The 24,908-nt window shown below is 70.8% G+C and carries 23 protein-coding genes; 14 read left to right on the top strand and 9 right to left on the bottom strand.

The features are described 5' to 3' along the window. Positions 1 to 142 precede the first annotated feature (142 nt). A complete protein-coding gene (locus tag J7I98_RS20625) occupies positions 143 to 952 on the top strand; it encodes an SGNH/GDSL hydrolase family protein (RefSeq protein WP_214922374.1) in 810 nt (269 codons plus the stop codon). Here J7I98_RS20625 and J7I98_RS20620 read toward each other — a convergent pair. After that, positions 936 to 2,699 (bottom strand): serine/threonine-protein kinase, encoded by a 1,764-nt coding sequence (locus J7I98_RS20620; protein WP_214922372.1) that lies wholly within the window; start codon positions 2,697 to 2,699, stop codon positions 936 to 938. The genes J7I98_RS20625 and J7I98_RS20620 overlap by 17 nt on opposite strands. A 267-nt stretch (positions 2,700 to 2,966) precedes the next feature. Here J7I98_RS20620 and J7I98_RS20615 point away from each other — a divergent pair, with 267 nt between their 5' ends. Next, the gene (locus tag J7I98_RS20615) at positions 2,967 to 3,230 is read left to right on the top strand and encodes a hypothetical protein (RefSeq protein ID WP_214922370.1); all 264 of its coding nucleotides are present in this window, start codon (positions 2,967 to 2,969) and stop codon (positions 3,228 to 3,230) included. A gap of 28 nt (positions 3,231 to 3,258) precedes the next feature. Here the strand turns inward: J7I98_RS20615 and J7I98_RS20610 are convergent, their stop codons facing one another. From J7I98_RS20610 to J7I98_RS20600, 3 genes are all read right to left on the bottom strand, one after another. Further along, positions 3,259 to 4,455 (bottom strand): CaiB/BaiF CoA-transferase family protein, encoded by a 1,197-nt coding sequence (locus J7I98_RS20610; protein WP_214922368.1) that lies wholly within the window; start codon positions 4,453 to 4,455, stop codon positions 3,259 to 3,261. Between the two features lie 97 nt (positions 4,456 to 4,552). Further along, positions 4,553 to 5,335 carry an ABC transporter permease gene (locus tag J7I98_RS20605; protein ID WP_214922536.1) on the bottom strand — a complete coding sequence of 261 codons (783 nt, stop codon included), beginning with the start codon at positions 5,333 to 5,335 and terminating at the stop codon, positions 4,553 to 4,555. Between the two features lie 41 nt (positions 5,336 to 5,376). Further along, positions 5,377 to 6,315 carry an ATP-binding cassette domain-containing protein gene (locus J7I98_RS20600; protein WP_214922366.1) on the bottom strand — a complete coding sequence of 313 codons (939 nt, stop codon included), beginning with the start codon at positions 6,313 to 6,315 and terminating at the stop codon, positions 5,377 to 5,379. A gap of 67 nt (positions 6,316 to 6,382) precedes the next feature. Here J7I98_RS20600 and J7I98_RS20595 point away from each other — a divergent pair, with 67 nt between their 5' ends. After that, the gene (locus J7I98_RS20595; RefSeq protein ID WP_214922364.1) at positions 6,383 to 7,114 is read left to right on the top strand and encodes a TetR/AcrR family transcriptional regulator; all 732 of its coding nucleotides are present in this window, start codon (positions 6,383 to 6,385) and stop codon (positions 7,112 to 7,114) included. Between the two features lie 178 nt (positions 7,115 to 7,292). Here J7I98_RS20595 and J7I98_RS20590 read toward each other — a convergent pair whose 3' ends face one another. The 3 genes from J7I98_RS20590 to hmgA form a co-directional block, all read right to left on the bottom strand. Then, positions 7,293 to 8,483, bottom strand: coding sequence for a type ISP restriction/modification enzyme (locus J7I98_RS20590; RefSeq protein WP_214922362.1), 1,191 nt, complete (start codon positions 8,481 to 8,483; stop codon positions 7,293 to 7,295). An 89-nt stretch (positions 8,484 to 8,572) separates the two neighbouring features. Then, a complete protein-coding gene (locus J7I98_RS20585) occupies positions 8,573 to 9,322 on the bottom strand; it encodes a GntR family transcriptional regulator (RefSeq protein ID WP_214922360.1) in 750 nt (249 codons plus the stop codon). A 43-nt stretch (positions 9,323 to 9,365) separates the two neighbouring features. Further along, positions 9,366 to 10,694 carry a homogentisate 1,2-dioxygenase gene (gene hmgA, locus J7I98_RS20580; RefSeq protein WP_214922358.1) on the bottom strand — a complete coding sequence of 443 codons (1,329 nt, stop codon included), beginning with the start codon at positions 10,692 to 10,694 and terminating at the stop codon, positions 9,366 to 9,368. A 143-nt stretch (positions 10,695 to 10,837) separates the two neighbouring features. Here hmgA and J7I98_RS20575 point away from each other — a divergent pair, with 143 nt between their 5' ends. From J7I98_RS20575 to J7I98_RS20535, 9 genes are all read left to right on the top strand, one after another. After that, on the top strand, positions 10,838 to 11,455 hold the full coding sequence (locus tag J7I98_RS20575; protein WP_214922356.1) for a TetR/AcrR family transcriptional regulator: 618 nt from the start codon (positions 10,838 to 10,840) through the stop codon (positions 11,453 to 11,455). 117 nt (positions 11,456 to 11,572) lie between these two features. Next, the gene (locus J7I98_RS20570) at positions 11,573 to 13,783 is read left to right on the top strand and encodes a molybdopterin oxidoreductase family protein (protein WP_214922354.1); all 2,211 of its coding nucleotides are present in this window, start codon (positions 11,573 to 11,575) and stop codon (positions 13,781 to 13,783) included. Between the two features lie 120 nt (positions 13,784 to 13,903). Beyond that, the gene (locus J7I98_RS20565; protein ID WP_214922352.1) at positions 13,904 to 15,316 is read left to right on the top strand and encodes a CitMHS family transporter; all 1,413 of its coding nucleotides are present in this window, start codon (positions 13,904 to 13,906) and stop codon (positions 15,314 to 15,316) included. Between the two features lie 162 nt (positions 15,317 to 15,478). After that, a complete protein-coding gene (locus J7I98_RS20560) occupies positions 15,479 to 16,234 on the top strand; it encodes a hypothetical protein (protein WP_214922350.1) in 756 nt (251 codons plus the stop codon). After that, complete coding sequence (locus J7I98_RS20555; RefSeq protein ID WP_214922349.1) at positions 16,221 to 16,961, top strand: class F sortase; 741 nt, start codon at positions 16,221 to 16,223, stop codon at positions 16,959 to 16,961. Before J7I98_RS20560 ends, J7I98_RS20555 begins: the two co-directional genes overlap by 14 nt. Before the next feature lie 78 nt (positions 16,962 to 17,039). Then, complete coding sequence (locus tag J7I98_RS20550) at positions 17,040 to 17,507, top strand: DUF3574 domain-containing protein (RefSeq protein ID WP_214922346.1); 468 nt, start codon at positions 17,040 to 17,042, stop codon at positions 17,505 to 17,507. A gap of 136 nt (positions 17,508 to 17,643) precedes the next feature. After that, positions 17,644 to 19,038 carry an aldehyde dehydrogenase family protein gene (locus J7I98_RS20545; protein ID WP_214922344.1) on the top strand — a complete coding sequence of 465 codons (1,395 nt, stop codon included), beginning with the start codon at positions 17,644 to 17,646 and terminating at the stop codon, positions 19,036 to 19,038. A 92-nt stretch (positions 19,039 to 19,130) separates the two neighbouring features. Next, positions 19,131 to 20,213, top strand: coding sequence for a Zn-dependent alcohol dehydrogenase (locus J7I98_RS20540; RefSeq protein WP_214922342.1), 1,083 nt, complete (start codon positions 19,131 to 19,133; stop codon positions 20,211 to 20,213). A 228-nt stretch (positions 20,214 to 20,441) separates the two neighbouring features. Beyond that, entirely contained in the window at positions 20,442 to 21,782 is a 1,341-nt protein-coding gene (locus J7I98_RS20535) for an MFS transporter (protein ID WP_214922340.1), read from the top strand. Positions 21,783 to 21,903: 121 nt separating this feature from the next. On the opposite strand, the gene tgmB is transcribed toward J7I98_RS20535, so the two are convergent. Together tgmB and tgmA are read right to left on the bottom strand one after the other, a co-directional pair. Next, a complete protein-coding gene (tgmB, locus tag J7I98_RS20530) occupies positions 21,904 to 22,833 on the bottom strand; it encodes an ATP-grasp ribosomal peptide maturase (RefSeq protein WP_214922338.1) in 930 nt (309 codons plus the stop codon). Positions 22,834 to 22,850: 17 nt separating this feature from the next. Then, positions 22,851 to 23,042, bottom strand: a complete 192-nt coding sequence (gene tgmA / locus J7I98_RS20525) for a putative ATP-grasp-modified RiPP (protein ID WP_214922336.1) — start codon at positions 23,040 to 23,042, stop codon at positions 22,851 to 22,853. A 236-nt stretch (positions 23,043 to 23,278) separates the two neighbouring features. Here tgmA and J7I98_RS20520 point away from each other — a divergent pair, with 236 nt between their 5' ends. Together J7I98_RS20520 and J7I98_RS20515 are read left to right on the top strand one after the other, a co-directional pair. After that, positions 23,279 to 24,076 (top strand): hypothetical protein, encoded by a 798-nt coding sequence (locus J7I98_RS20520; RefSeq protein WP_214922334.1) that lies wholly within the window; start codon positions 23,279 to 23,281, stop codon positions 24,074 to 24,076. Then, on the top strand, positions 24,073 to 24,861 hold the full coding sequence (locus J7I98_RS20515; protein ID WP_214922331.1) for an isocitrate lyase/phosphoenolpyruvate mutase family protein: 789 nt from the start codon (positions 24,073 to 24,075) through the stop codon (positions 24,859 to 24,861). The genes J7I98_RS20520 and J7I98_RS20515 overlap by 4 nt, the downstream gene beginning before the upstream one ends. The last annotated feature ends 47 nt before the right edge of the window (positions 24,862 to 24,908 follow it).

Raw genomic sequence — 24,908 nt, 5'->3', positions numbered from 1 at the left:
TCGCGCAGTCGACTCAGCCCCGTCAAGGATGCGGAGAGAGTGTGTGGAAGATCCCTGGCGAAACTTCTTGGCATGGACACTTCCGGTGATGTATGGGGACTGCTACGACAGTTGAGGCGGAAATCCTGCTAAGGGAGGTTCCATGAAACTGTCCCGAATCGCGGCATTCTCATCGTCGCTCCTGCTCGCCGCCGCCCTCGCCCTCACCGGGGCGGGCGCGGCGCAGGCAGTTCAACAGGCCGAACCCCTCGATTACGCAGCCCTGGGCGACTCCTACTCCTCGGGCGTCGGGGCCGGCAGCTACGACAGTGGCAGCGGCTCCTGCAAGCGAAGTACCCGCGCCTACCCGGCCCTGTGGGCCGCGTCCCATTCACCCTCGTCGTTCGCCTTCACGGCTTGTTCCGGCGCCCGTACGGGTGACGTGACAGCCGGTCAGCTCGGCCCGCTCAGCTCCTCGACCGACCTCGTCTCCCTCACCGTCGGCGGCAACGACGCCGGCTTCGCCGACGTCATGACGACCTGCGTCCTCCAGTCCGAGTCCGCCTGCCTCGCCCGGATCGAAGAGGCGAAGCGCTACGTGGACTCGACCCTGCCCGGCAAGCTCGACTCGGTGTACTCGGCGATCAGAGCCAAAGCCCCGTCCGCGCGTGTCGTCGTACTCGGCTACCCCCGCTTCTACAAGCTGAGCGGCAGCTGCGTCTCCGGGCTCAGCGAGAGGGAGCGCGCCGCGATCAACGACGCTTCCGACTACCTCAACGCCGCCACAGCCAAGCGGGCGGTCGACCACGGCTACACCTTCGCGGAGGTCACACCGGCCTTCACGGGACACGAGATCTGCTCCTCGTCCCCGTGGCTGCACAGTGTGAAGTGGACGAACATCGGCGAGTCGTACCACCCGACGGCCGCCGGCCAGTCGGGTGGCTACCTGCCGGTCTTCAACTCCGCCGCCTGACCTGCGCTTCGGCTGTGTAGGAGGCTGTGTACGAGGAGGAGGCCCCGCCCGTCGGGGTCTCCTCATCCTGCTCGCAGGTGACCGAGAACGACACGGAGTTGGACCGGGCCGAAACCGGACTCCTGACCTCCACGCTGATCTCGTCGTGGAAGGTCTCGCCCTGCTTGTACGTCAGCTCCGTGTGGTTCACCTGCTTCGACTTCCCGTCGCCCGCGCCGAAGGACAGCGTTTTCCAGCGGGGGTCGGACGATTCGCCGCTCTCGCTCACCCAGCGGTATTCGACCTCCACCGGGGTGCGGCCGACGGTGAACGTGGCGGTGAAGGCCGGTGCCTGCGCCTCGGGCGGCGGGCAGGTGCCGGAGTAACTGCCGCGCACGGTCGTGACGGCGACCTTCACGGACTGGGCGGGCGGCGGTGTGGTGGTCCCGCCATTGCCCCCGTTCCCGTGACCGCCGCCGTTGCCGTTTCCGCCGCCCTCATTGCCCCCGTCGCCGCCCCCGTTGTCGCCGCCCGTGCTGCCCGGCGTGCCGCTCCCGCCCGTGGCGGAGCCGCCGCCGTCGGTGCCGCCGCTGCTGCTGCCGTTGGCCCCGCCGGCGGTGCCGGACGAGGCGCCGGAACTCTCCCCGGGATCCCTCTTGTTGCCGTTCAGCAACGCCCAGGTGATGCCGCCGATCGCGAGCAGCAGCACGGCCAACCCCACCGCCAGCACGAGGCCCGCCCGCCGGGGCCGCCCCTGCGCGGTGGTCGCCGTCGTCGCGGTGCCGGGCGTCGGCAGAGGGCCGGGGTGCGGCGTGGGGCTGCCGTACGGCGACGGCATGGGGCCGGGGACCGGCGTCGGAGCTGTGACGGTCGGGCTGCTGTACGGTCCGGGGGCGACCGGGGTCTCTCCCGTACGCGGCGCTCCGCCGGCCGCCACGACCCGCAGCTGCCGCGAAGTCTCGTCGGCGGACAGCCGCTCGGCCGGGTCCTTCCGCAGCAGCCCCTCGATCACCGGCGCCAGCGCCCCCGCCCGCACAGGCCTCGGCAGCTCCTCGTCCACCACCGCGCGCAGTGTGGAGAGCGGGGTGTCCTGACGGAACGGCGAATTGCCCTCGACAGCGGCGTACAGCAGCACTCCGAGCGACCACAGATCCGATTCGGGCCCCGGCGTGCGCCCCATCGCCCGCTCCGGCGCGAGGAATTCGGGCGACCCGATCAGCTCGCCCGTCATGGTGAGCGCCGAGCTGCCCTCGACCATCGCGATGCCGAAGTCCGTCAGTACGACCCGGCCGTCATTGGCGATCAGGACATTGCCGGGCTTCACATCGCGGTGGAGTACGCCCGCCTCGTGCGCGGCGCGCAGGGCCGCCAGGACGTCGCCCCCGATGTGCGCGGCCCGCTGCGGCGGCATCGGCCCTTCGCCGTCCAGTACGTCGGAGAGCGTCAGCCCGCGCACCAGCTCCATCACGATCCAGGGCCGGCCCTCCTCGGTCGCCACGTCGTACACGGTGACCACATTGCGGTGCGAGATGCGGGCAGCGGCCCAGGCCTCGCGCTCCAGCCGTGCGTACAGCCGCCGCCCGTCGGTGGCGCCGAGTCCGGACGGCGCTCTGACCTCCTTGACCGCGACTTCACGGCCCAGCACGTCGTCGCGGGCACGCCATACGACGCCCATGCCGCCCTCACCCAGCGGGGCCAGCAGGCGATAGCGGCCCGCGATCACCCGCTGCTCGTTGCCCGGCGCTTCACTCACTGGCGAGCCCCCCATCCGCAGCAGAGCGGCATCACGGTAGAAACCACTTCAAGTTAGCTCAACTCAAGGCATCTGCAGCCCCCTTGAGCGGCAATCAGAGCCAGACGGAGCGACCGGTGCCGCGAGCTGTCCAACTCGCCCTGGAATCAGCCGTATTCGGAGAGTGACCGTCAACACCCGTACCGCAGCGGTGAATCCCGTGGGCGGGATACACGTGTGTCTTGCCGTCGGGATAGGGTTAACCTGCCCGGGCCGGGTGCCCTCGTACGGGTGGGGAGTGACATGGAACAGATAACGGTGCGCAGCAGGCCGCGAGTGCCTGCGATCACATGTGGAAGCGGTGCGACCAGCTCGCGTCTCGACCGCCATCTCGCGGTGCTCGGCGGCCCAGCCGTCCCGCAGCGCGAGTCGGCCGAGGCGACACTGCTGATGCGCGAGCTGACCTCGCGTGATGTTGCGCACTCGCGAGCGAGCAGGAGCGGACGCGTCTCGCTCTTCGCTCCGCTGCGACGGCTGCGTCGATCGCTCTTCGGCAGCCGCCACTGACTCGGGCGGACCAGAGTCACGGACACGCTCAGGCGACCACACCGTCCCGGCGCAGCGCTGAAATCTGTACGTCCGTCATCCCCAGGCCGTGCAGCAGCGCGTCGGTGTGTTCGCCGAGTGCGGGAACCGGACCCATCACAGGGTCCGTCCCACCCGGCATCGTGATCGGCGGCAGAAGTGCCCGCAAGGGCCCCGCCGGTGACTCCACGTCACGCCAGCGGTTCCGCGCCGCCAACTGCGGATGTGCGGCCACATCGGCCACCGTATTCAGCCGCGCGCAGGCGATACCGGCAGCTTCCAGCGCTGCGACCGCCTCCGGCGCACTCATCGCGACCAGCGCCTCGGCGACCACCGCATCCGTCTTCTCCCGGTTCCCGGTACGGGCGGTGTTCGTCGCGAAGGCCGGATCGTCGGCCAGCTCCGGCCGGCCGAGCACCTGCTCGGCCAGCCGCCGCCACTCCCTGTCGTTCTGTACGGACAGCAGCACCTGGCCGCCGTCCGCCGTTGGATAGGCGTCGTACGGCGCGATGACGGCGTGCGCGACCCCGGTGCGCGCCGGGGCCTCACCCCCATGCATCCCATGGTGCAGCGGATGCCCCATCCACTCGGCGAGCGCCTCCAGCATCGAGACCTCCACGGGCCCGCCGAGCCCCGTCGTCCCGCGCCGCAGCAGCGCCGCCAGGACCCCCGAGAAGGCGTACATCGCCGCCGCGATGTCGGCCGCCGGAATGCCGGCCTTGACGGGCTGCGCGGCGGTGCCGGTCACGGACACCAGGCCCGCCTCGCACTGGACGAGCATGTCGTACGCCCGCTTGTCGGCGTACGGTCCGCCGTCGCCGTATCCGGAGATGTCGACGGCGACCAGGCGCGGGTACGCGGCGCACAGCGTCGCCGCGTCCAGACCGAGCCTGGCGGCCGCGCCGTGCGCGAGGTTCTGTATGAACACATCGGCGCCCGCGACGAGTTGGCGGACCGTGTCGAGGCCGCGCGGGTCCTTGAGGTCGACGGCGATGGACTCCTTGCCCCGGTTGCACCAGACGAAGTGCGAGGCGAGGCCGCGCGCCGCGGTGTCGTAGCCGCGCGCGAAGTCGCCGCCGTCCGGGCGCTCGATCTTGATGACGCGGGCGCCGAGATCGGCGAGCTGGCGGGTGGCGAACGGCGCCGAGACGGCTTGCTCGACGGCGACGACGGTGATGCCGTCGAGGGGCAGTGGCTGATGGCTCATAACAGCACTGACTACCGTGTAAGCAGCACCTTTGTCATCGCTGTCATCCGCACAGGTTGACGGAGCGACCCTGCCGCGATGGAGAGTTTGCCGCCGCTCACCGCCCTCCGGCGGCGTACCGGCGGACGGCGAGCGGCGCGAAGACCGCGATCAGAACCAGCGACCAGGCCAGCGATCCGGCGACGGGATGGGCCACCGGCCAGGCGGCGTCCGCCGGGACCGGGGCGTTCCCGAAGAGGTCGCGCACGGCGGTCGTCACCGCCGAGATCGGGTTCCACTCGGCGATGGTGCGCACCCAACCCGGCATGTTGTCCGTGGGGATGTACGCATTGGAGAGCAGCGGCAGCATGAAAGTCGCGCTGCCCAGCTGACCGGCCGCCTCCTCGCTCTGCGAGGCGATCCCGAGCAGGATCCCGACCCACGTCGTCGCGAAGCGGAAGAGCAGCAGCAGGCCGAAGGCGCCGAGAGCCTCCAGAGGGCCGCCGTCGATCCGCCACCCCATCGCGAGCCCGACGAGCAGCAGCGGGACCAGCCCGACGGCGCTGATCAGCAGGTCCGCCAGGGCCTGGCCGAGCGGGACCGCGGCGCGGCTCATCGGCATGGTGCGGAACCTGTCCATGACGCCGCGGTGGGAGTCCTGGGCGGCCTGGAACATGCCGGTCATGATGCCGTTCGCGGCGGTGGCGACGAGCAGCCCCGGGACCAGGAACGAGCGGTAGTCGTCGCCCGGCATCGCGAGCGCGCTGCCGAAGACGTAACCGAAGAAGAGCAGGAACACGACCGGCAGTGTCTGCGTCATGATCACGACGGCCGGGGCGTGCTTGATCTTCTGGAGGTGGCGGCCGAAGACGGCGGCGCCGTCGTGGACGAGGGCGCTCATGGCGGGGGCGCTCGCGGCGGGCGGGCTTGCGTCGAGTGCGCTCATGCGGCGAGCTCCTTGCGGTCGGTGAGGCGGAGGAAGACTTCGTCGAGGGTGGGCGGGCGCAGGCCGGCGTCGACGATGTGCACGCCGGCCTTGTCCAGTTCGCGGACGATGCGGGGGAGGGTGAGCGTCGGGTCGGCGGTGACCGCGCCCACGGTCCGCCGGTCCGCGTCGAGGGCGGGCTCGGAGCCGGTCAGCTGGTCGAGTACGGCCGCGGCGGCGGGCAGCGCGGACACGTCGGCGACGACCACTTCGGCGTAACTGCCGATCATGGCCTTGAGTTCGGTGGGCGTGCCGCGGTGTGCGGCCCGGCCTTCGTCGATCAGCACGATGTCGTCGGCCAGCCGGTCGGCCTCCTCCAGGTACTGCGTGGTGAGCAGCACGGTGGTGCCTTCTGCGGCGAGCTCGCGGACGGCGTCCCAGATCCCGCCCCGGCTGTGCGGGTCGAGGCCGGTCGTCGGCTCGTCGAGGAAGAGCACCTGGGGTCGTACGAGCAGGCTGGCGGCGAGGTCGAGACGGCGCCGCATGCCGCCGGAGTAGGTGCGCGCGGGGCGGCCCGCGGCCTCGGTCAGCCCGAAGCGTTCCAGCAGTTCGTCGGCGCGGGTGCGCGGGGCGCGCAGCAGCTTGGCGAAGAGGCGCAGATTCTGGGCGCCGGTGAGGTCGCCGTCGACGGATGCGTACTGCCCGGTGACGCCGATGGTTCGGCGGACGGCGTCCGGTTCGCGGCTCAGGTCGTGGCCCGCGATGCGGGCGGAGCCGGCGTCCGGAGCGGTGAGCGTGGTGAGGACGCGGACGGCGGTGGTCTTGCCCGCGCCGTTCGGGCCGAGCACGCCGCAGACGGTGCCCTGCTCTACGGCGAGGTCGAGGCCGCGCAGGGCGCGGACGTCGCCGAAGCGCTTCTCCAGACCCTCACTAAGTACAGCGTACGTAGTTGTCATGCGGCACACGGTACCTCATGACTACGTACGCTGTACGTAACTAGGATGGTGGGCGAGGTGATGATCCATGGCAGTCGGCGGGCGTTCCGCGACACCCGAGGTGATCTGGGCCCGCCCCGAAAGGGCAGGCCGCGGACCCAGGCCGGCGTACAGCCGCGCCGACATCGCGGCTGCGGCCGTCCGTATCGCCGACGCGGAGGGGCTCGACGCGGTGTCGATGCGCCGGGTGGCGGCGGAGATCGGCTGCGGCACGATGTCGCTCTACAACTACGTGCCGCGCAAGGAGGACTTGTACGAGCTGATGGTCGACGCGGTGAGCGCGGAGTACGAGCTGCCGGAGGAACCGTCGGGGGACTGGCGTGCCGACATGATGGCGCTGGGGCACCAGACGCGGGCGCTGATGCGTCGCCATCCATGGCTGCCGCGCCTGATGTCCCCGGTGTACGGCTTCAGCCCGAACGCGCTTCGGTACTTGGAGTACTGCCTGACGTGCCTGGACGGGCTCGATGTGCCGCAGGGTACGAAGCTGGAGCTGGTGGCGACGGTGAACGGCACGGTCACGACGTATGTCGGCCACGAGATCGCGACGGCTGAGCGGAGCCGCTCCCTGCCGTGGACGCAGGAGCAGGAGAATGCGGCGCGGATCGCTTATCTGGGGCGGGAGATGGCGAGCGGGAAGTATCCGCGGATGGCGAAGGCGTTTGCGGAGGACGCGGGGCCGGTTGATCTGGACGCGGCGTTCGAGCGGGCGCTGGGGCGGGTTCTGGACGGCTTTGCGGCGGGGGCGGGGCGCGAGTAGAGCCGCCTGCGGCGCTTTCCCTCACCGCCCCCTCCCCGGCTGTGACATTTGCGGCTGCCGCCGCAGGGGCTCCGCCCCGGACCCCGGTCCTCACGCCCGTTGGGCGTCCGGAGGTCTGGAGGCTTGCCCCCCCAGTTCGGGAAGGGCGGGTAGGGGAACAAATCCGCCCGGCAACCCCTTACAGCAGCGCGAACTGGCCCTCGGGGCCTTCCTCCGCATGGTCCAGCACAGACGCCGGCCGCCGCGCAGCGTCCCGCACCGGCAGCACCCCCGCCTCCGTCAGCTCATCACGCGTGATCCGTTCGGCCCCCGCCAACTCCCGCCGCCCAGGCGCCAGTTCACCCAACAAGGCCAGCACCGTAATCAGCTCCAGCAGCTCCGAAGTCCACTCCTGCGCCCACTCCGTCGCGCGGATCGCCTCCAGCGTGCCGGGTTCCGGCTCCGCCGTGCGGCGGTCGAACCACAGGTCCAGCACCCGTACGCTGCCCACCTCGAAGTCCCACGCCGCACGCGGTACGGGCGAGATGCGGCCGGCCCCGATGTGCAGCGTCTCCTCCTCCGCGTCGTACGTCAGCTCCCCGGGCCGGGCCGGAACCGCGGAGCGTACGTACGGGCGGCGCCCTCCCGGCAGCCTCGGGCGTTCCCCGCCCCGCGCCCCGCGCAGCTGGATCGCGGTCATCCGGCGGCCCAGCTCCACCCCCGTCGACCAGACGCCGGGGTCCGCCGGCAGCGGGACCACGGCGCCCGACGGCGACCCCTCCGCCGCCGCGACCGCCCACGCCAGCACCTCGTCGGCCGTGACCTCGCGCCCGTAACGCCCGCTCAGCAGCGCCGGCAGCCCCGGTGCGAGGTTGGGCTCGCGGCCGCCGGGGCGGCGGAAGAGAGGGCGGATGCGCCCGGGCCGGCCCGCGGCGGAGCGGCCGTCCGGCAGCACCGCGCTGACCAGCAGCGCAGGCCCCGCCGACCCGGGCACGTAACCCTGCTCCACGGCGAAGAGCTGCTCCGCATCGGCGACCCGCCACAGCTCGGGGCGGGCGGCGTCGATCAGGCGGTGGTCGGGGATGAGCCACTGCTGGTCGAACGGGCCGTGCAGGACACGCACCGGCTCCGGACAGGGCCCGCTCTCGCGCGCGAGGCGCCCGGTCCCGGTGGGGCGACCGGGCAGCGCGGCGACCGAACTGCGCGTCGTCCGCGCCCGCGTCGCCCCGAAGAGCTCCTCGCGCTCGGCGCCCCGCGCCCGTACCAGCGCATCCCAGCGGGCCCGCAGCGTCCGCCTGTCCGGCGCAAGAATCCAGCCACGCCCCAGCCGCAAGGCCGCCACCGACCACGGCATCAGTTCGTCGAGCAGCGGGGCGTCCGTACCACTCATGCGGGCATCCTCCCCGTAACTCTCCCCGGCGCCGGCAGCCGTCAGTCAGCAGCCCCCGGCATCGTAACCAAGCGCCCGCGGACGGGAAGTCAGTGCGCGTCCACCGTCACGGAGAACGAGAAGCGGTCGCCCCGGTAGCGGATGCGGGCGACATCGACGACCCGCCCCTCCTCGTCGTACGTCACCCCCGTGTAGTGCAGGATCGGGCTCAGCAGCGGCACTTTCAGCAGGTCGGCCGTGGCCGGATCGGCGAGCGTCGCCTCCACCGTGTCCGTGATCTTGCTGATGCGCACCCCGAGCACGTCACGCAGCACCTTCGTCATCGGCCAGCGTTCGAGATCGGCGATGTCGAGACCGGCCGCGAGCTCCGGACGCACCGCGTTCTCCGCCCAGTTGGTCGGCTCGCCGCTCTCGCCGTCGCGGCGCAGCCGCTTGTACGTCACCACCTCGCGCACGTCCGGGAAGTACGCGAAGAGCTCGCCGGGCACGGGCGCCGGACCGTGGTCCAGGACCGTCGTCAGCTCGCCCGACTGCTGGGCCACGATCGCGTCGATCGAGCCCAGCAGCCGGCGCGGGGCACCCCGCCTCGCCCCCGGCTCGATGAACGTGCCGCGCCGCCGGTGCCTGCTGATCAGGCCCTCGGCCTCCAGTTCCTTGAGGGCCTGGCGCATGGTGAGCACGCTCACGGCGTAGTGCGCCGCGAGCTGTTCCTCGGTGGGCAGCCGCAGTGACGCGTCGGGCGTGCGGCCCAGTATGGAAGCGCGCAGGGACTGCGAGACCTGGTACCAGAGCGGCAGCTTCCGGTTCAGGACCAGCGAGTCGGGGGCGAATGCGGTCACGGTTTCAGTTCTCCGTTGTTACGCCGGTGGTGGGCCGTAAGTACTACGACCTGAAGTGGCGTTCCAGACCCTGCCACACGTCGTCGTACGACGCCTGAAGATGGTCGGCGGTCGCCGCCTGCCCGGTCGCCGTCACCGGCCAGCGCGTCTCGAACATGAAGGCAAGACCGTCGTCGATCTTCTGCGGCTTCAGCTCGGCGGCGCTCGCCCGGTCGAAGGTCTCCCGGTCGGGTCCGTGCGCCGACATCATGTTGTGCAGCGAGCCGCCGCCCGGAACAAAGCCCCCCTTTCCGGCAGTCTTCGCGTCGTACGCGCCCTCGATGAGGCCCATGTACTCGCTCATCACATTGCGGTGGAAGTACGGCGGCCGGAAGGTGTCCTCGCCGACCAGCCAGCGCGGCGCGAAGACGACGAAGTCGACACCGGCCAGGCCGGGGGTGTCGGACGGCGACGTCAGCACGGTGAAGATCGACGGGTCGGGGTGGTCGTAGCTGATGGAGCCGATGACATTGAAGCGGTGCAGGTCGTAGACGTACGGCACGTGATTGCCGTGCCAGGCGACGACATCGAGAGGTGAGTGGTCGTACGTCGCCGACCAGAGGTTGCCGCAGAACTTGTTGACCACCTCGACCGGGCCTTCGGTGTCCTCGTACGCCGCGACCGGGGCGAGGAAGTCCCGCGCGTTGGCCAGGCCGTTGGCGCCGATCGGGCCGAGGTCGGGGAGCTGGAAGGGCTGCCCGTAGTTTTCGCAGACGTAACCCCGGGCACTCTCGTCGAGCAGCTCGACGCGGAAGCGCACGCCGCGCGGAATCAGCGCGATGTGGCCGGGGTCGCAGCGCAGCAGCCCGAACTCGGTGCGCAGCAGCAGTCCGCCGCGCTCCGGAACGATCAGCAGCTCGCCGTCGGAGTCGCTGAACACCCGCCCGGTCATGGAGGAGTTGGCGTGGTAGAGGTGAATCGCCATGCCGGTGCGCTGGGTCACGTCGCCGTTGCCGCCCACCGTCCACAGGCCGGCCACGAAGTCCGTGCCGGGTGCGGGCTCGGGCGGCGGGTTCCAGCGCAGCCGGTTCGGATCGGGGACCGTCTCGGTGAACGGCGCGCTGCGCAGGCCGCCGTTGTCGGTGCGGACGAACGGGGGGTGCGCGGCCGACGGCCTGATCCGGTACAGCCACGAGCGGCGGTTGTGGGCCCGCGGCTCGGTGAACGCGCTGCCGCTGAGCTGCTCCGCGTAGAGGCCGAGCGGTGCGCGCTGCGGCGAATTCCGGCCGTGCGGCAGGGCGCCGGGAACAGCCTCCGAGCTGTGTTCGTTGCCGAAGCCCGAGGAATGGGCCAGTCCCTCAGCCGTCTTCCTCGCCTGCTCGATGCCGTTCATCGTCTGCTCCCGGTGCCGAAGGAATCCTATGGATGACAGTAGGATTCCCTGGCCCGGCCGTCAACGGCTACTGGGGCGTGTGATCACTTTCCGGTGTTTCCGCCGGGCCCGCCTGAAGCCGCCCGTAGGGGAGGATCGGCACCATGGAGCCCGTGCCTGTTACGAACTCACTCCGCCGAGCCCCCGTGCAGCAGCGCAGCGCCGAGCGGCTGACCCGGATACTGGACGCCTGCGCCGAACTCCTCGACGAGACCGGTTACGAGGACCTGAGCACCCGCGCCGTCGCCGCCCGTGCGGGCGTCCCCATCGGCTCGGTCTACCGCTTCTTCGGCAACAAGCGCGCCATGGCCGACGCCCTCGCCCAGCGCAACCTCGACAGGTACGCCGAGCGGATCAGCAGCCGGATTGCCGGCATCCCGGCCGCCGACTGGCGCCGCGCCACCGATGCCGTGCTCGACGAGTACATCGCCATGAAGCGCACCGTCCCCGGCTTCGGTCTCGTCGACTTCGGCGTCCAGATCCCGGTGGGCGATCCGGCCGCCGGGACCAATCACCGCGTAACGGACCGCCTGACCGGCCTGCTCTCCGCCTACCTCGGCCGCACCCCGGACGCTGCCCTGCGCCGGACGATGCTGGTCGCCGTCGAGGCCGCCGACGCGCTGCTTCAGCTGGCGTTCCGTGCGCAGCCGTCGGGCGACCCGGATCTCATCGCCGAGACGCGGGCCGTCCTCCATGCGTATCTCGCCCGTACGCTCGAATGAGTCCGCGAATGCCGCTGACTCCGGAATGCCTCGGCGAATGACTCCCCGACGTTCGTACCGGTCGGTATGCTCGGCCGTGCTCGCGCGCCACCGTCGCCGCCGCCCCCGGGAGGGCTCATGTCCGGTCAAGCCCCAGCCGCCGTATCCCGCACCGCCGATTCCCGCACCGCCCTGCGTATCTGTCCACTCTGCGAAGCCACCTGCGGCCTGACCCTCACCATCGAGGGGACCAAGGTCACCGGAGCACGCGGCGACCGTGAAGACATCTTCAGCCGGGGCTTCATCTGCCCCAAGGGCGCCTCCTTCGGAGATCTCGACGCCGACCCCGACCGCCTGACCGGGCCCCTCGTCCGCAAGGACGGAGAGCTGCGGGAGGCGAGCTGGAGCGAGGCCTTCGATCTCGTCGCCGCCCGGATACGCCCGCTGATCGAGGAGTACGGGCCGAACTCCGTCGGCGTGGTCCTCGGCAACCCCAACGTCCACACCATGGCCGGCGCCCTCTACCCGTCCGTCCTTCTCGCCGCGCTGCGCACCCGCAGCCTCTTCACGGCCAGCACGGTCGACCAGATGCCCAAGCACGTGTCCAGCGGCCTGCTCTTCGGCGACCCGTACGCGATTCCGGTGCCCGACCTGGACCGTACGGACCATCTGCTGCTCCTCGGCGCCAACCCTCTCGACTCCAACGGCAGCCTGTGCACCGCCCCCGACTTCCCCGGCAAGCTCAAGGCGCTGCGCAAGCGCGGCGGCACGCTCGTCGTCGTCGACCCGCGCCGCACGCGTACGGCGAAGACCGCCGACCGGCACATCGCCATAAGGCCCGGCACGGACGCACTGCTGCTCGCCGCCCTCGCGCAGGTCCTCTTCGAGGAGAAGCTCACCGCTCCCGGCGTACTGGAGCAGCACATCGAGGGCCTGGCCGAAGTGCGGGAAGCCGTACGGGACTTCACGCCCCAGGCCGTCGCCGCCGCCTGCGACGTCCCCGCCGACGAGATCCGCGGCCTGGCGCGCGGACTCGCGGCCGCGCCGACCGCCGCCGTGTACGGACGGGTCGGCAGCTCCACCGTCGAGTTCGGCACCCTGGCCAACTGGCTCGTCGACGTACTCAACATCCTCACCGGCAACCTCGACCGCCCCGGCGGCGCCCTCTTCCCCCTCTCCGCCACCGCCCGCACGCCCCGCCCCGCAGGCCCCGGCAAGGGCTTCGACCTCGGCCGCTGGCACAGCAGGGTCAGTGGCCACCCCGAGGCCAAGGGCGAACTGCCCCTCGCCGCGCTGGCCGAGGAGATCCGGACGCCGGGGGAGGGGCGGGTGCGCGCGCTCATCGCCATCGCCGCCAACCCCGTGCTCGCAGCGCCCGACGGCGACCGTCTCGACCGGGCGCTGAGCGAGGATCTCGACTTCATGGTCAGCATCGATCCGTATCTCAACGAGACCTCGCGGCACGCCGATGTCGTCCTGCCCCCGCCGCCGCCCTCCCGGAGCGCGCACTTCGACTTCTCGTTCAACACCTTCGCCGTGCACAACCAGGTGCGTTACACCCCGGCCGCCGTCCCGCTGGAGGACGGACGGATGGACGAGAGCGAGATCCACGCACGGCTGATCCTCGCTGTCAGCGGCATGCACGGAGCGGAACCCTCGGCCGTCGACGACATGGTCATCGACTCCACGCTCACCAAGGCCGGCGCCCCCAAGGAGCTCGCCGCCGAACTCACCGGCCGCACGGGGCCCGAGCGGCGGCTCGACCTGATGCTGCGCCTCGGTCCGTACGACCTCACACTCGACCGGCTCAAGGCAGCCCCGCACGGCATCGACCTGGGCCCGCTCAAGCCGCGCCTCGGGCAGATCCTCAAGACCCGCAGCGGAAGGATCGAGCTGCTGCCCGCCCCCATCGCCACCGACCTGCCCCGGCTGCGGCGCGCGCTGGACGAGCGGCCCGCGTCTCTCGTCCTCGTCGGCCGGCGCCATCTGCGGTCCAACAACAGCTGGATGCACAACATCGCGTCGCTCAACGGCGGCAGCAACCGCTGCACCCTCCAGATCCACCCGGACGACGCGCTGCGGCTCGGCCTCGCCGACGGCGCGTCGGCCCGTATCAGCGCGGAGGGAGGGGCGGTGGAGGCGCCGGTGGAGGTGACGGACGCGGTGCGCGCGGGCGTCGTGAGCCTGCCGCACGGCTGGGGACACGACCGGCCGGGCGTCCGGATGTCCGTCGCGGCGGCCACCCCGGGCGTCAACGTCAACCAGCTCCTCGACGGGAGCCGACTCGACCCGCTGTCCGGCACTGCTGTGCTCAACGGCTTCCCCGTCGAAATCGCACCTGTGGTGTGACCTGGGGTTTTGCTCTTATTGCTCGCATGTCAACGTCTTGTTAACGCATCGGGGCGCGACCTAACGTCATCGAACCGCCGGGTCTGGTGGGAGTTCAAGGGCGAGCGTTAGGTACCCCAAATGCTGACAATCCTCGGATTCGTCATGATCGCGACCTTCCTGGTCCTGATCATGATGAAGAAGATGTCGCCGATCGCGGCGCTGGTGCTGATCCCGGCACTCTTCTGTGTGTTCGTCGGACAGGGCGCGAAGCTCGGGGACTACGTCCTCGAAGGCGTCGGCAATCTCGCGCCCACCGCCGCGATGCTGATGTTCGCCATCGTCTACTTCGGCGTGATGATCGACGTGGGTCTCTTCGACCCGATCGTGCGAGGCATCCTGCGGTTCTGCAAGGCCGACCCGCTGCGCATCGTGGTGGGGACGGCCGTGCTCGCCGCGATCGTCTCGCTCGACGGCGACGGCTCGACCACCTTCATGATCACGGTCTCGGCGATGTACCCGCTGTACAAGCGGCTCGGCATGAGCCTGGTCGTCATGACCGGCGTCGCCGCCACCGCGAACGGCGTGATGAACACGCTGCCTTGGGGCGGCCCCACCGCCCGCGCCGCCACCGCGCTGAAGCTCGACGCGGCCGACATCTTCGTGCCGATGATCCCGGCGCTGGCCGTCGGACTGGTCTTCGTCTTCGTGCTGGCGTACGTGCTGGGCCGGCGCGAGCGCAAGCGGCTCGGGTATCTGTCGCTGGACGAGGCCGTCGAGGTCGAGTCGGAGGAGCAGGTGCTGGTGGGGGCGGGCGGCAGTGGCTCGGAGCCCCGTAAGAGTGTTGGCGGTACGGGTACCGGTACGGGTACGAACGCCGACACCGGCGCGGATTCTGCGGACGGCGAGGGCTTCCAGGGGCTCGACCCCAACCGCGCGACCCTGCGCCCCAAGCTCTACTGGTTCAACGCCGGGCTCACCCTCGTCCTGCTCACGGCGATGATCATGGAACTGCTGCCGATCCCGGTGCTGTTCCTCATCGGTGCGGCTCTCGCTCTCACCGTCAACTACCCGAACATGGCCGAGCAGAAGGCCCGTATCGCCGCCCACGCGGACAACGTCCTCAACGTCGCGGGGATGGTCTTTGCCGCCGCGGTCTTCACCGGCGTACTCACCGGCACCGGCATGGTCGAGCACATGGCCGACTGGCTCGTCGGTGCGATCCCCGAGGGCATGGGCCCGCACATGGCCGTCGTGACCGGCATCCTGAGCCTCCCGCTCACCTACTTCATGTCGAACGACGGCTTCTACTTCGGCGTCCTGCCGGTCCTCGCCGAGGCCGGAGCCGCGCACGGAGTCTCGCCGCTCGAAATCGCCCGCGCTTCCCTGGTCGGCCAGGCGCTGCACATGTCGTCGCCGCTCGTCCCCGCCGTGTACGTCCTGGTGGGCATGGCCAAGGTCGAGTTCGGCGACCACACCAGGTTCACCGTCAAGTGGGCCGCGCTCACTTCGCTGGTGGTGCTGGCGGCGGGGATCGCGTTCGGCATCATCTGATCCCGAAGTGACCCAGCAGCCCGCTCGGGCGGGTCATGGGGCTGGACGGGGGACATCGGAGGGTGGCGCGGCGTTTCGCCCACCCTCCGCACCCATGCGGTGACAGATAGTCGGATTATCAGGTGATCTATCCGACATCTTCATGGTTTGGAGGAACCCCGCATGACTGTCCGACCACTTCTGCGCACCACCGTCGCCGGGCTCACCCTGGGCGCTGTCGCCCTGACGGGAGCACCGACGGCGTTCGCCGCCCCCGGTGACAACGGCGACGTGGTGATCCACTCCGTTGGTACCGCCTTCGCCAGCCAGAGCAACGAGCCCGAGGTCTGCGCGTTCTACCTCGCAGCGTTCAAGTTCGACGGGCTCCAGCAGGTCGCCTGGAAGATCGATCCCCAGCCCGTCAAGCCGGCCGTTGCGAGCATCAACGGCCGGATCAGCCTCGGCGAAACCGGCACGGGTGTCACCACCCCGCTCAACCTGCCGAACGGCATGTACAAGGTCACCTGGACCTTCAAGGGCGCCAAGAACGCCCGCAACATGAAGGTGTTCAAGGTCGACTGCCCGGCCGGCGCGAACGGACCGGCCGCTGCCGCCAAGGGCGCCGTGCCGCCTCAGGGCGTCGCACCCCAGGGCGTCCCCCCGAAGGGCGTCCCGCCTCAGGGTGCCGCGCCTCAGGGTGCCGCGCCTCAGGGTGCCGCGCCTCAGGGTGTCGCGCCTCAGGGTGTCGCGCCCCAGGGCGTCCCGCCGCAGGGCATCCCGCCCAAGGGTCCCGTCGGCGCGGGCGGTGGCGGCATGGCCGAGACCAACGCCGAGAGCTCTTCGTTCGGCGTCGGTGCGATGATCGCGGCGGGCCTGGCGGGGACGGCCGGACTGATCCTCGTCCGTCGGTCCCGTCGCCGCACCGATGGCGCGTCGTAGGTACCGGTACTCGCGCAGGCAAAGGCGCCTCTTCCGTCTTGCCAGGACGTTGGTTCTGACCTGGTTGCTGGTCCAGGGCGTGATGTGGTGGGCCGGGGACGGCGACTCGTCGCCCGGCCCGCCGTCGGCTGCCGGGCCGGCGGCGGACGGGGCGGCGCAGGAGCCCTCGAAGGCGGAAGCCGAAGCCCGATCGAAGGCGGAGCCGAGCCCCAAGCCCAAGGCGGAGCCGCCGCCTGCGCCGCTGGCGCCCTCGCCCGCGACCCGCCTCGCCATCCCCGCTTTCAATGTCGCGGCACCCGTCGTCGGCCTGGGCCTCGACAAGTCCGGGCGCCTCATCACCCCGCCGGTGGACAATCCGCGCCTGGTCGGCTGGTACAACCGGGGCCCCAGCCCCGGAGAGAAGGGAACCGCCGTGGTCGTCGGTCACCGCGACACGCGGACCGGCCCCGCCATCTTCCTCAACCTCAAACTCCTCAAACCCGGGAACACCGTGCGGTTGGCCCGTAAGGACGGCCGGGTCGCCGTGTTCACGGTCGACTCCGTGCGGACGTACGAGAAGTCGAAGTTCCCCGACAAAGAGGTGTACGGCTCCACAGGCCGCCCCGAGCTCCGAGTGCTCACCTGCGGCGGCGCGTTCGACCGCAAGGCGGGGTACGCGTCCAACGTCGTTGTCTTCGCCCACCTCACGGATGTCACCGGTCTCGCGGATCTGAACCGCAGGGCGTGATCCGGGGAGGTGCGTCGGCTGCGCGGGGTGCGACCAACGCCCCCTGGCCGCCACTCCATCCGTACCGAAGGGGTCCCCATGCCTTTCCTGACCACGCGCACCCGCCTCGTCGCCGTCACGGCGGGCCTCCTCCTTGCCGTCGGCGCCCCCGCCGCGTACGCCACGCTCGGCGGCGAAGCCCCGGCTTCCGCCGCCTCGTCGGCCGCTGCCCGGGGCAAGGAGTACGTGGAAACGCGGCTCTTCTTCGGGACGCAGCGCCCCGACGGGGGGCCTGACGTCACTGCCCAGCAGTTCATGCGCTTCGTGGAGCAGCACGTGACCAGCAGCTTCCCGTCCGGGCTCACCGTGCAGAACGGGTGGGGGCAGTGGCGGGACGCCAACGGGACGATCGAGCGCGAGCGTTCGTACGAACTGATCCTGCTGTACCCCGGGTCGGAGGCCGAGGTTCGCGACGATCAGATCGAGCGGATCCGCGATGCCTATGAGCGCGCGTACGCTCAGGAGTCCGTGGCCCGCCTGGACGAGCCGACCTGGGCCGACTTCTGAGTCACTGATCCACGTCCGGCGGTCAACAGGCGACCGGCCCGAAACAGGCCTTCCCCACTCCGGTGCCCCTGGCGCCCAAAAACTAACATCGCTAGTTTGGGGCGTGGACGACTTACGCCAGCCCTTGGAGGATGCGATGAAGGCCCACGACGGGATGTACATCGGCGGTCAGTGGCGGCCCGCTGCAGGCCGGGACACGATCACGGTCGTGAACCCGGCAGACGAGCAGGTCATCGGCCAGGTTCCGGCCGGTACCGCCGAGGACGTCGACACCGCCGTGCGCGCGGCGCGCGACGCCTTCCCGGGGTGGGCCGCGACCGCGCCCGCCGAGCGCGCCGCGAAGATCGCCGCGCTGCGCGACGTACTCGTGGCCCGCAAGGACGAGATTGCCGAGACGGTGACCGCCGAGCTGGGCTCACCGCTGGGCTTCTCGCAGATGGTGCACGCGGGGGTGCCGATCCTGGTCGCCGGGTCGTACGCCGAGCTGGCCGCGACGTACTCCTTCGAGGAGAAGGTCGGGAACTCCACCGTGCTCCTGGAGCCGGTGGGTGTGGTCGGCGCGATCACGCCGTGGAACTACCCGCTGCACCAGATCGTCGCCAAGGTGGCACCCGCCCTCGCGGCGGGCTGCACGGTCGTACTCAAGCCCGCCGAGGACACCCCGCTGACCGCCCAGCTCTTCGCCGAGGCGGTCGACGAGGCCGGTATCCCCGCCGGTGTCTTCAACCTCGTCACCGGCCTCGGGCCGGTCGCGGGCCAGGCGCTCGCCGAGCACGACGGCGTCGACCTGGTCTCGTTCACCGGATCCACCGCCGTCGGCAAGCAGATCGGCGCGACGGCCGGTGCCGCCGTCAAGCGGGTGGCGCTGGAGCTGGGCGGCAAGTCGGCCAATGTCATCCTGCCGAGCGCCGATCTGGCCAAGGCGGTCAATGTCGGCATCGCCAATGTGATGAGCAACTCCGGCCAGACGTGCAGCGCGTGGACGCGGATGCTGGTCCACCGGGACCAGTACGACGAGGCCGTGGCCGTCGCCGCCGCCGCTGTCGCCAAGTACACCGTCGGCGACCGGGTCGGCCCGCTGGTCAACGCCAAGCAGCAGGCGCGCGTACGCGGTTACATCGAGAAGGGCGTCGAGGAGGGCGCACGGATCGTCGCCGGCGGCACCGAGGCTCCGCTCGACAAGGGCTACTACGTCGCCCCGACCGTCTTCGCCGACGTCACTCCGGGCATGACCATCGCCCAGGAGGAGATCTTCGGTCCGGTCGTCTCGATCCTGAAGTACGAGGACGAGGCCGAGGCGCTGCGCATCGCCAACGGCACGGTCTACGGCCTCGCGGGCGCGGTCTGGGCGGCCGACGAGGCGGAGGCCGTGGCCTTCGCCCGCCGCATGGACACCGGTCAGGTCGACATCAATGGTGGCCGCTTCAACCCGCTTGCCCCGTTCGGTGGTTACAAGCAGTCGGGTGTCGGGCGCGAGCTGGGATCGCACGGCCTCTCCGAGTACCTGCAGACCAAGTCGCTGCAGTTCTGAGCGCGGGCGCTTCCGCCGCCCGAGCAGGTCCTCCGCCGAGGTTCCCCCCAGCCAGCCTCCCCTTCCGCCCTCCGTGCAAGGAGAAACCCACTGTGGTCCGCGCCGCCATACTGCCCGCCGTCGGCTCCCCTCTGGAGATCCGCGACATCGAACTTCCCGAGCCGGGACCCGGCCGGGTGAGGGTCCGTCTCGCCGCCGCCGGGGTCTGCCACTCCGACCTCTCGCTGTCCAACGGCACCATGCGGGTGCCGGTCCCCGCCGTACTCGGCCACGAAGGCGCGGGCACGGTCGTCTCCGTCGGCGAGGGCGTCACGCATGTAGCCCCCGGTGACGGCGTGGTCCTCAACTGGGCGCCCTCCTGCGGGACGTGTCACCACTGCGGCATCGGCGAGGTGTGGCTGTGCGCCGGCGCACTGTCGGGCGCCGCCAGTGTCTATGCCCGCACCGCCGACGGCACGGACCTCCACCCCGGCCTGAACGTCGCGGCGTTCGCCGAGGAGACGGTCGTCGCCGCGAACTGCGTCCTGCCGGTCCCCGAAGGCATCCCGCTCACCGACGCGGCACTGCTCGGCTGCGCGGTCCTCACCGGTTACGGGGCGGTCCACCACTCCGCGCAAGTGCGCGCGGGCGAGTCGGTCGCGGTCTTCGGAGTCGGCGGGGTCGGCCTGGCCGTCCTCCAGTCGGCCCGTATCGCGGGCGCGGGGCAGATCGTCGCCGTCGACGTGTCCCCGGCGAAGGAGGAGCTGGCGCGGGCGGCCGGAGCCACCGACTTCGTGATCGCCTCCGAGACCACCGCCAAGGAGGTCCGCAAGCTCACCGGCGCCGCGCAGGGCGTCGACGTCGCCATCGAATGCGTGGGCCGGGCCGTCACCATTCGTGCGGCGTGGGACTCCACGCGGCGGGGCGGCAGGACCACGGTCGTCGGCATCGGCGGCAAGGACCAGCAGGTCACCTTCAACGCCCTGGAGATCTTCCACTTCGGCCGTACGCTCTCGGGCTGCGTCTACGGAAACTCCGACCCGGAGCGCGACCTGCCCGTGCTCGCCGACCACATCCGGGCCGGACGCCTCGACCTGAGCAGCATGGTCACCGAACAGATCGGCCTCGACGGCATCCCGGCCGCGTTCGACAACATGCTCGCGGGCAAGGGGGGCCGCGCCCTGGTCGTCTTCTAGCCCGAGCAAGCGGGCCAGCAATTCCGGCACCCCGGACGCCATTGTGCGGCCGGGGTGCTCGTGCTGCGCGGAGGCGGTTTCGGCCGGGGTGATGGAGCGGCGGAAAGTCCGGATGCCAGACCCGTTGACCGCCGTACCATCCGGTCGGTACGGTCCCGGCACATCTCGGCGCCGCCCCCCGGTTACGTCCCCTGTTACGTCCCCCGCACCCATCGGAGTGTGCACAGCATGGACACGGCACCTTCCCCGCTCACGGACACCACGAACTCCCCGCCCGCCGACCGCAATCGCCGCAAGGTGGCCACTGCGGCCGCCCTCGCGTCCGCCGTCGAGTGGTATGACTACTTCGTCTTCGGCATCGCAGCGGCTCTCGTCCTCGGAGACCTGTACTTCCCGTCCGGCAGCTCGTCGGCGGGCGTGCTCGCCGCCTTCGCCACCTTTGCCGTCGGCTTCCTCGCCCGCCCCGTCGGCGGCATCATCGCAGGTCAGCTGGGTGACAAGCGCGGCCGCAAGCCGATGCTGGTGCTGGCCCTGACCCTGATGGGCCTCGCCACCACCGGAATCGGCCTCCTGCCGACGTACGAGACGATCGGCATCGCGGCACCGATCCTGCTGGTCCTGCTCCGCGTCGCCCAGGGCATCGCGGTCGGTGCGCAGTGGGGCGGCGCGATGCTGATGGCCACGGAGTACGCCCCGGAGGGGAAGCGCGGTCTGTACGGCAGCCTGGTCCAGCTGGGCGTGCCGATCGGTGTGGTGACCGCCAACACCGTCTTCCTGATCGCGGGTGCGACAACCAGTGAGAGCGCCTTCGCGTCGTGGGGATGGCGGGTGCCGTTCTTCGTGGGCATCCTCGTGCTCGTACTCGCCTGGTACATCCACACGCGGGTCGAGGAGACACCTGCCTTCCGCGAGGCCGAACGGGCTCTGGCGGAGCAGGAGAAGGGCGCGGACGCGGTCCGGTCGCCGCTGCGTACGATCCTGACGAAGCATCTCGGCACGGTGTTCCTGGCCGGTGGTTCGTTCGCGGTCAATACCGCGACGTTCTACATCATCATCACCGGCGTGCTGGACTACGCGACGCGCGAACTGGACATGAAGCGCAGTGCGGTTCTCGCGGTGTCGTTGTGCGTCAGCCTCACCCAGCTGGCGCTGATCCCGGCGTCTGCGGCGCTCTCGGACCGTATCGGGCGCCTGCGGATCTACGCGGCGGGTGCGGTGGGCCTGTTGGTTTGGGCGGTACCGATGTTCCTGCTGATCGACACGGGGTCGCTGGTGTGGCTGGCGGTGGGCACGTTCGTGTGCAGCTGCTTCCTGAGCATCATGTACGGGCCGCAGGCGGCGCTGTTCGCGGAGCTGTTCACGGCGGAGATGCGGTACACCGGGGCGTCGCTCGGGTACCAGATCGCGGCGGTCTTCGGGGGCGGGCTGGCGCCGTTCGTGATGGTGCTGCTGCTCGAGGTGTTCGGTACGTCGATGGCGGTGTCGGCGTACATCGTGGGCCTCGCGGTGATCGCCCTGCTGTCGATCAGGGTGCTGGCGAAGCGGGCGGCGGCGGAGACGGTGCGGTAGACCCCCCGGACGGGCTGGTAAACCCAGCCCGTTGGGGGTCCCCCCGGACGAAGTCTGGGGGAGTTCGAGGACAAGCAGCGCCGCAGGCAACCAGCACCGCACCCGCTCGCGTACGCGCGGCCTACGCCGCCGCGGTGGCCAGCCAGGAAGCGACCGCCTCCGCAATGGGCTGACCCGTCTCCAGCTCGACAAAGCCGAACTGGCCCCCCTGATTGCACTCCAGGAACCACCACACACCCTCGGCGTCCTCGGCGAAGTCGAAAGCGCCGTAAGCCAGACCGGCAAGCTCGGTGTATTCATGGACGGCCCGGGCCACGCGGTCGGGCACGTCGGCCGGCTCCCAGGCCTCACCGGTCGAGGCGTATCGCCCGTCCACCTGCCCGGAGGGCGAGTCCTTGCGGGCCGCGAACAGCCGCCCGCCGACACAGGTCAGCCGGACGTCGGCCCGCTTGGGGACGTACTGCTGGAGGAGCGTGGGCCCGGCCGCGACGCCGTCGAAGTCCGCCTCCGGCCCGATGCGCGTGGTGGGAAGCGCGATCGGCGGATCACCGGGCGGCGGGCCGGAAGCGGACTTCACCACGATGTCCCGGTACTGCGCCGCGAATTGGCGGGCCACGCGAGGGAACGTGGTCACAACCGTGGGGGGTACGGCGAAACCGCTGCGATGGGCGACCCGCAGTTGCCATGGCTTGCAGCGGGCCTGCGCGGCCACGCAGGGATGGTTCATCCACCGGGCGGTGGTGGAATACAGCATCCCGTACAGGGCCTGCCGCGACTCGGCGGTGAGCCACTCAGACGGCTCGGGGGCGTTTGCCGCGGGCTCGCCCGGCCTGCGTACCCAGATGGAGCGCAGGCCACTCATGCTCACCATGCGCCCCTCGGACGACAGATAGCCGTCGAAGTCGCCACTGATGTACTCCGCCGACATGGTGGCTTCCTCGGGCAGATCCGCAGGATCGAAACGCACCAAGGGGACGCCCCGTTCGTGCAGCTTGGCCACCACCATGTCCGTCGTCACATCCTGCGGGCAGGTCAGGATCAGCACAGTCATCGATGCCGCCGGGCCGGTCAGTCGTCGAAGTGCGTCTGGGAACCGGCTGTTGACGTCGTGGTGCCCGCTGCCAGGAGCACTGCCCGGTCGGCGATGGCGGGGCGTCCGTCGGGCAGGACGTTCAACTGGAGTGTCGAGTCGTAGGTGTAGGGGAGGGTGACTGCTGAATTCTCCGCCGGAAGTGCGTAGTTCAACACGAACGGTTTCATGAGTCTCCTTCAGTGCGTGCGGCGTGCGGTGGTGCGGTCCTGCGGACTTGCCTTGCCACACGTAACAGTACGTAAAGAAGATGTACACATGTCGCTACGCTGCGTGATATTCGGGCCTTATTGGGGTGAAGAACGTCACACCGTGCATGGCTGAAACGGAACCAACGCGAAAGCCGTAAAACACGTCCCCGCACTCTTCGGCCGCGGCCGAAGTGTTACGGGCTTACGTTCGGGACATGACGACGCCTGTGCCCGACGTACGTGCCGTGCTCTGCGACCCCCGGTTCATCGTGCCGCCCGCCCCCGCCGACGGGGCCGCGCCGCTGGGCACCATGCGGTGGCTGCGCCGCACGGTGCCGCGCTTCAGCAACGGTGCGGTGCATCTACGCCGACGGGCCCTGGCGGAAGGGGAGTTGCGTCTGCTCGACCCGGCCCGCCTCCGGGCCGAGGGCAGGTCCCTGACGCGGCAGGTCACGCGGGACGCGGCGCCGTATGTGCCGGTGGCCGTGCTGGGGGCCGCGCTCGGAGCGCGCGGTGGATCCGACAAGGTCGCTGCGTTCGCCGAGGTGGTCGCGGCGACGCGCGTGGTGGCCGCCGCGTACCGGCCGGGGGCGGCGCCCGAGGCGATGGCGCGGGCGGACGAGGGCGTACAGACGCTGGTGGGCCTGCTGCCCGACGGTGAGCCCGAGGCCCTCGCGAACCGGATCGGGCTGCTCGTACAGACGTGTGACGCGACGGCGGCCCTGATCACGAACGCGCTTGCCGCACGGTCGTCGCAATCAGGCCAGAGCGCCGACGAGTTGGTGGCCGAGATCCTGCGCCTCGACCCGCCGGTGCGCGGTACGCAGCGGGTTGCCGCCGCAGGGGCGACTCTGCACGGCCGGCCCGTCGCCGAGGGCACCGAGGTGCCTCTGGGCCTCGCGGCCGCCGACGCTCCCTTCGGGCACGGCATCCGCCCGTGCCCGGGATCCCTGCACGCCGTGGCGCTGGCCTGCGGCGTACTCGACGTACTCCTTGAGGAGACCCCTTCATGAGCCCTTACGAGCAGTTCCGCGCTCTGCACCACCGCCCGGGCACCCCGTTGCTCCTGCCCAACGCCTGGGACCACGCGTCCGCCGCCGCGCTCGCCGAGGCCGGGTTCGCCGCGATCGGCACGACCAGCCTCGGCGTCGCGTCGGCCGCCGGAAAGCCGGACGCGACGGGCGCCGCCCGCGAGGAGACACTCCAACTCGGGCGCGGCTTGGCCCGGTTGGCGGTCCCGGTCAGCGTGGACATCGAGGGAGGCTTCGGCGGGGAGCCCGCGGAGGTCGCCGAGCTGGCGGCGGATCTTGTACGGGCCGGGGTGGCCGGCGTGAACATCGAAGACGGCCGCCCCGGTGGAGCCCTCGCCCCCGTGACTTACCAGCGTGAGCTGATCCGCGCGGTGAAGGAGGCGGCGCCCACGCTGTTCGTGAACGCCCGCACGGACACGTACTGGCTGCCCGGGCACGCGGACGAGACGGCGTACCGGCTGTCGGCGTACGAAGACGCGGGCGCGGACGGCCTGTTCGTCCCCGGCCTGCAGGACGAGCTGTTCATCGCGACCCTGACGGCGAAGTACGAGACGCCGCTCAATGTCCTGTACGCGCCGGGCGGTTTGACGGTGGCCCGCTTGGGCGCGCTCGGGGTGGCCAGAATCAGCCTGGGCTCGCTGCTCTTCCGCGCGGCGGTTCAGCGAGCGGTGGAGCTCGCGGGGGCGGTGGCTCGGGACGAGGCGGATGTGGTGGGAGTGCCGACGTACGACACGGCGGACGGGTGGGCGGGGGCGTACGGGGTGTAGGTGCGGTGGTGCGGTGGTGCGGGGCGTGGGGTGGGGTGGGGTGGGGT

This window comes from Streptomyces sp. ISL-98 (assembly GCF_018614055.1).
GTDB lineage: Bacteria > Actinomycetota > Actinomycetes > Streptomycetales > Streptomycetaceae > Streptomyces > Streptomyces spiramyceticus.
This window is presented reverse-complemented; position numbering and strand designations above follow the sequence as displayed.

Bases quoted from the DNA above. Each gene is read 5' to 3' on its own strand.
- J7I98_RS20625 (WP_214922374.1), top strand. From the start codon at position 143: ATGAAACTGTCCCGAATCGCGGCATTCTCATCGTCGCTCCTGCTCGCC.
- J7I98_RS20620 (WP_214922372.1), bottom strand. From the start codon at position 2,699: ATGGGGGGCTCGCCAGTGAGTGAAGCGCCGGGCAACGAGCAGCGGGTG.
- J7I98_RS20615 (WP_214922370.1), top strand. From the start codon at position 2,967: ATGGAACAGATAACGGTGCGCAGCAGGCCGCGAGTGCCTGCGATCACA.
- J7I98_RS20610 (WP_214922368.1), bottom strand. From the start codon at position 4,455: ATGAGCCATCAGCCACTGCCCCTCGACGGCATCACCGTCGTCGCCGTC.
- J7I98_RS20605 (WP_214922536.1), bottom strand. From the start codon at position 5,335: ATGAGCGCCCTCGTCCACGACGGCGCCGCCGTCTTCGGCCGCCACCTC.
- J7I98_RS20600 (WP_214922366.1), bottom strand. From the start codon at position 6,315: ATGACAACTACGTACGCTGTACTTAGTGAGGGTCTGGAGAAGCGCTTC.
- J7I98_RS20595 (WP_214922364.1), top strand. From the start codon at position 6,383: ATGGCAGTCGGCGGGCGTTCCGCGACACCCGAGGTGATCTGGGCCCGC.
- J7I98_RS20590 (WP_214922362.1), bottom strand. From the start codon at position 8,483: ATGAGTGGTACGGACGCCCCGCTGCTCGACGAACTGATGCCGTGGTCG.
- hmgA (WP_214922358.1), bottom strand. From the start codon at position 10,694: ATGAACGGCATCGAGCAGGCGAGGAAGACGGCTGAGGGACTGGCCCAT.
- J7I98_RS20575 (WP_214922356.1), top strand. From the start codon at position 10,838: ATGGAGCCCGTGCCTGTTACGAACTCACTCCGCCGAGCCCCCGTGCAG.
- J7I98_RS20570 (WP_214922354.1), top strand. From the start codon at position 11,573: ATGTCCGGTCAAGCCCCAGCCGCCGTATCCCGCACCGCCGATTCCCGC.
- J7I98_RS20565 (WP_214922352.1), top strand. From the start codon at position 13,904: ATGCTGACAATCCTCGGATTCGTCATGATCGCGACCTTCCTGGTCCTG.
- J7I98_RS20560 (WP_214922350.1), top strand. From the start codon at position 15,479: ATGACTGTCCGACCACTTCTGCGCACCACCGTCGCCGGGCTCACCCTG.
- J7I98_RS20555 (WP_214922349.1), top strand. From the start codon at position 16,221: ATGGCGCGTCGTAGGTACCGGTACTCGCGCAGGCAAAGGCGCCTCTTC.
- J7I98_RS20550 (WP_214922346.1), top strand. From the start codon at position 17,040: ATGCCTTTCCTGACCACGCGCACCCGCCTCGTCGCCGTCACGGCGGGC.
- J7I98_RS20545 (WP_214922344.1), top strand. From the start codon at position 17,644: ATGAAGGCCCACGACGGGATGTACATCGGCGGTCAGTGGCGGCCCGCT.
- J7I98_RS20535 (WP_214922340.1), top strand. From the start codon at position 20,442: ATGGACACGGCACCTTCCCCGCTCACGGACACCACGAACTCCCCGCCC.
- tgmB (WP_214922338.1), bottom strand. From the start codon at position 22,833: ATGACTGTGCTGATCCTGACCTGCCCGCAGGATGTGACGACGGACATG.
- tgmA (WP_214922336.1), bottom strand. From the start codon at position 23,042: ATGAAACCGTTCGTGTTGAACTACGCACTTCCGGCGGAGAATTCAGCA.
- J7I98_RS20520 (WP_214922334.1), top strand. From the start codon at position 23,279: ATGACGACGCCTGTGCCCGACGTACGTGCCGTGCTCTGCGACCCCCGG.
- J7I98_RS20515 (WP_214922331.1), top strand. From the start codon at position 24,073: ATGAGCCCTTACGAGCAGTTCCGCGCTCTGCACCACCGCCCGGGCACC.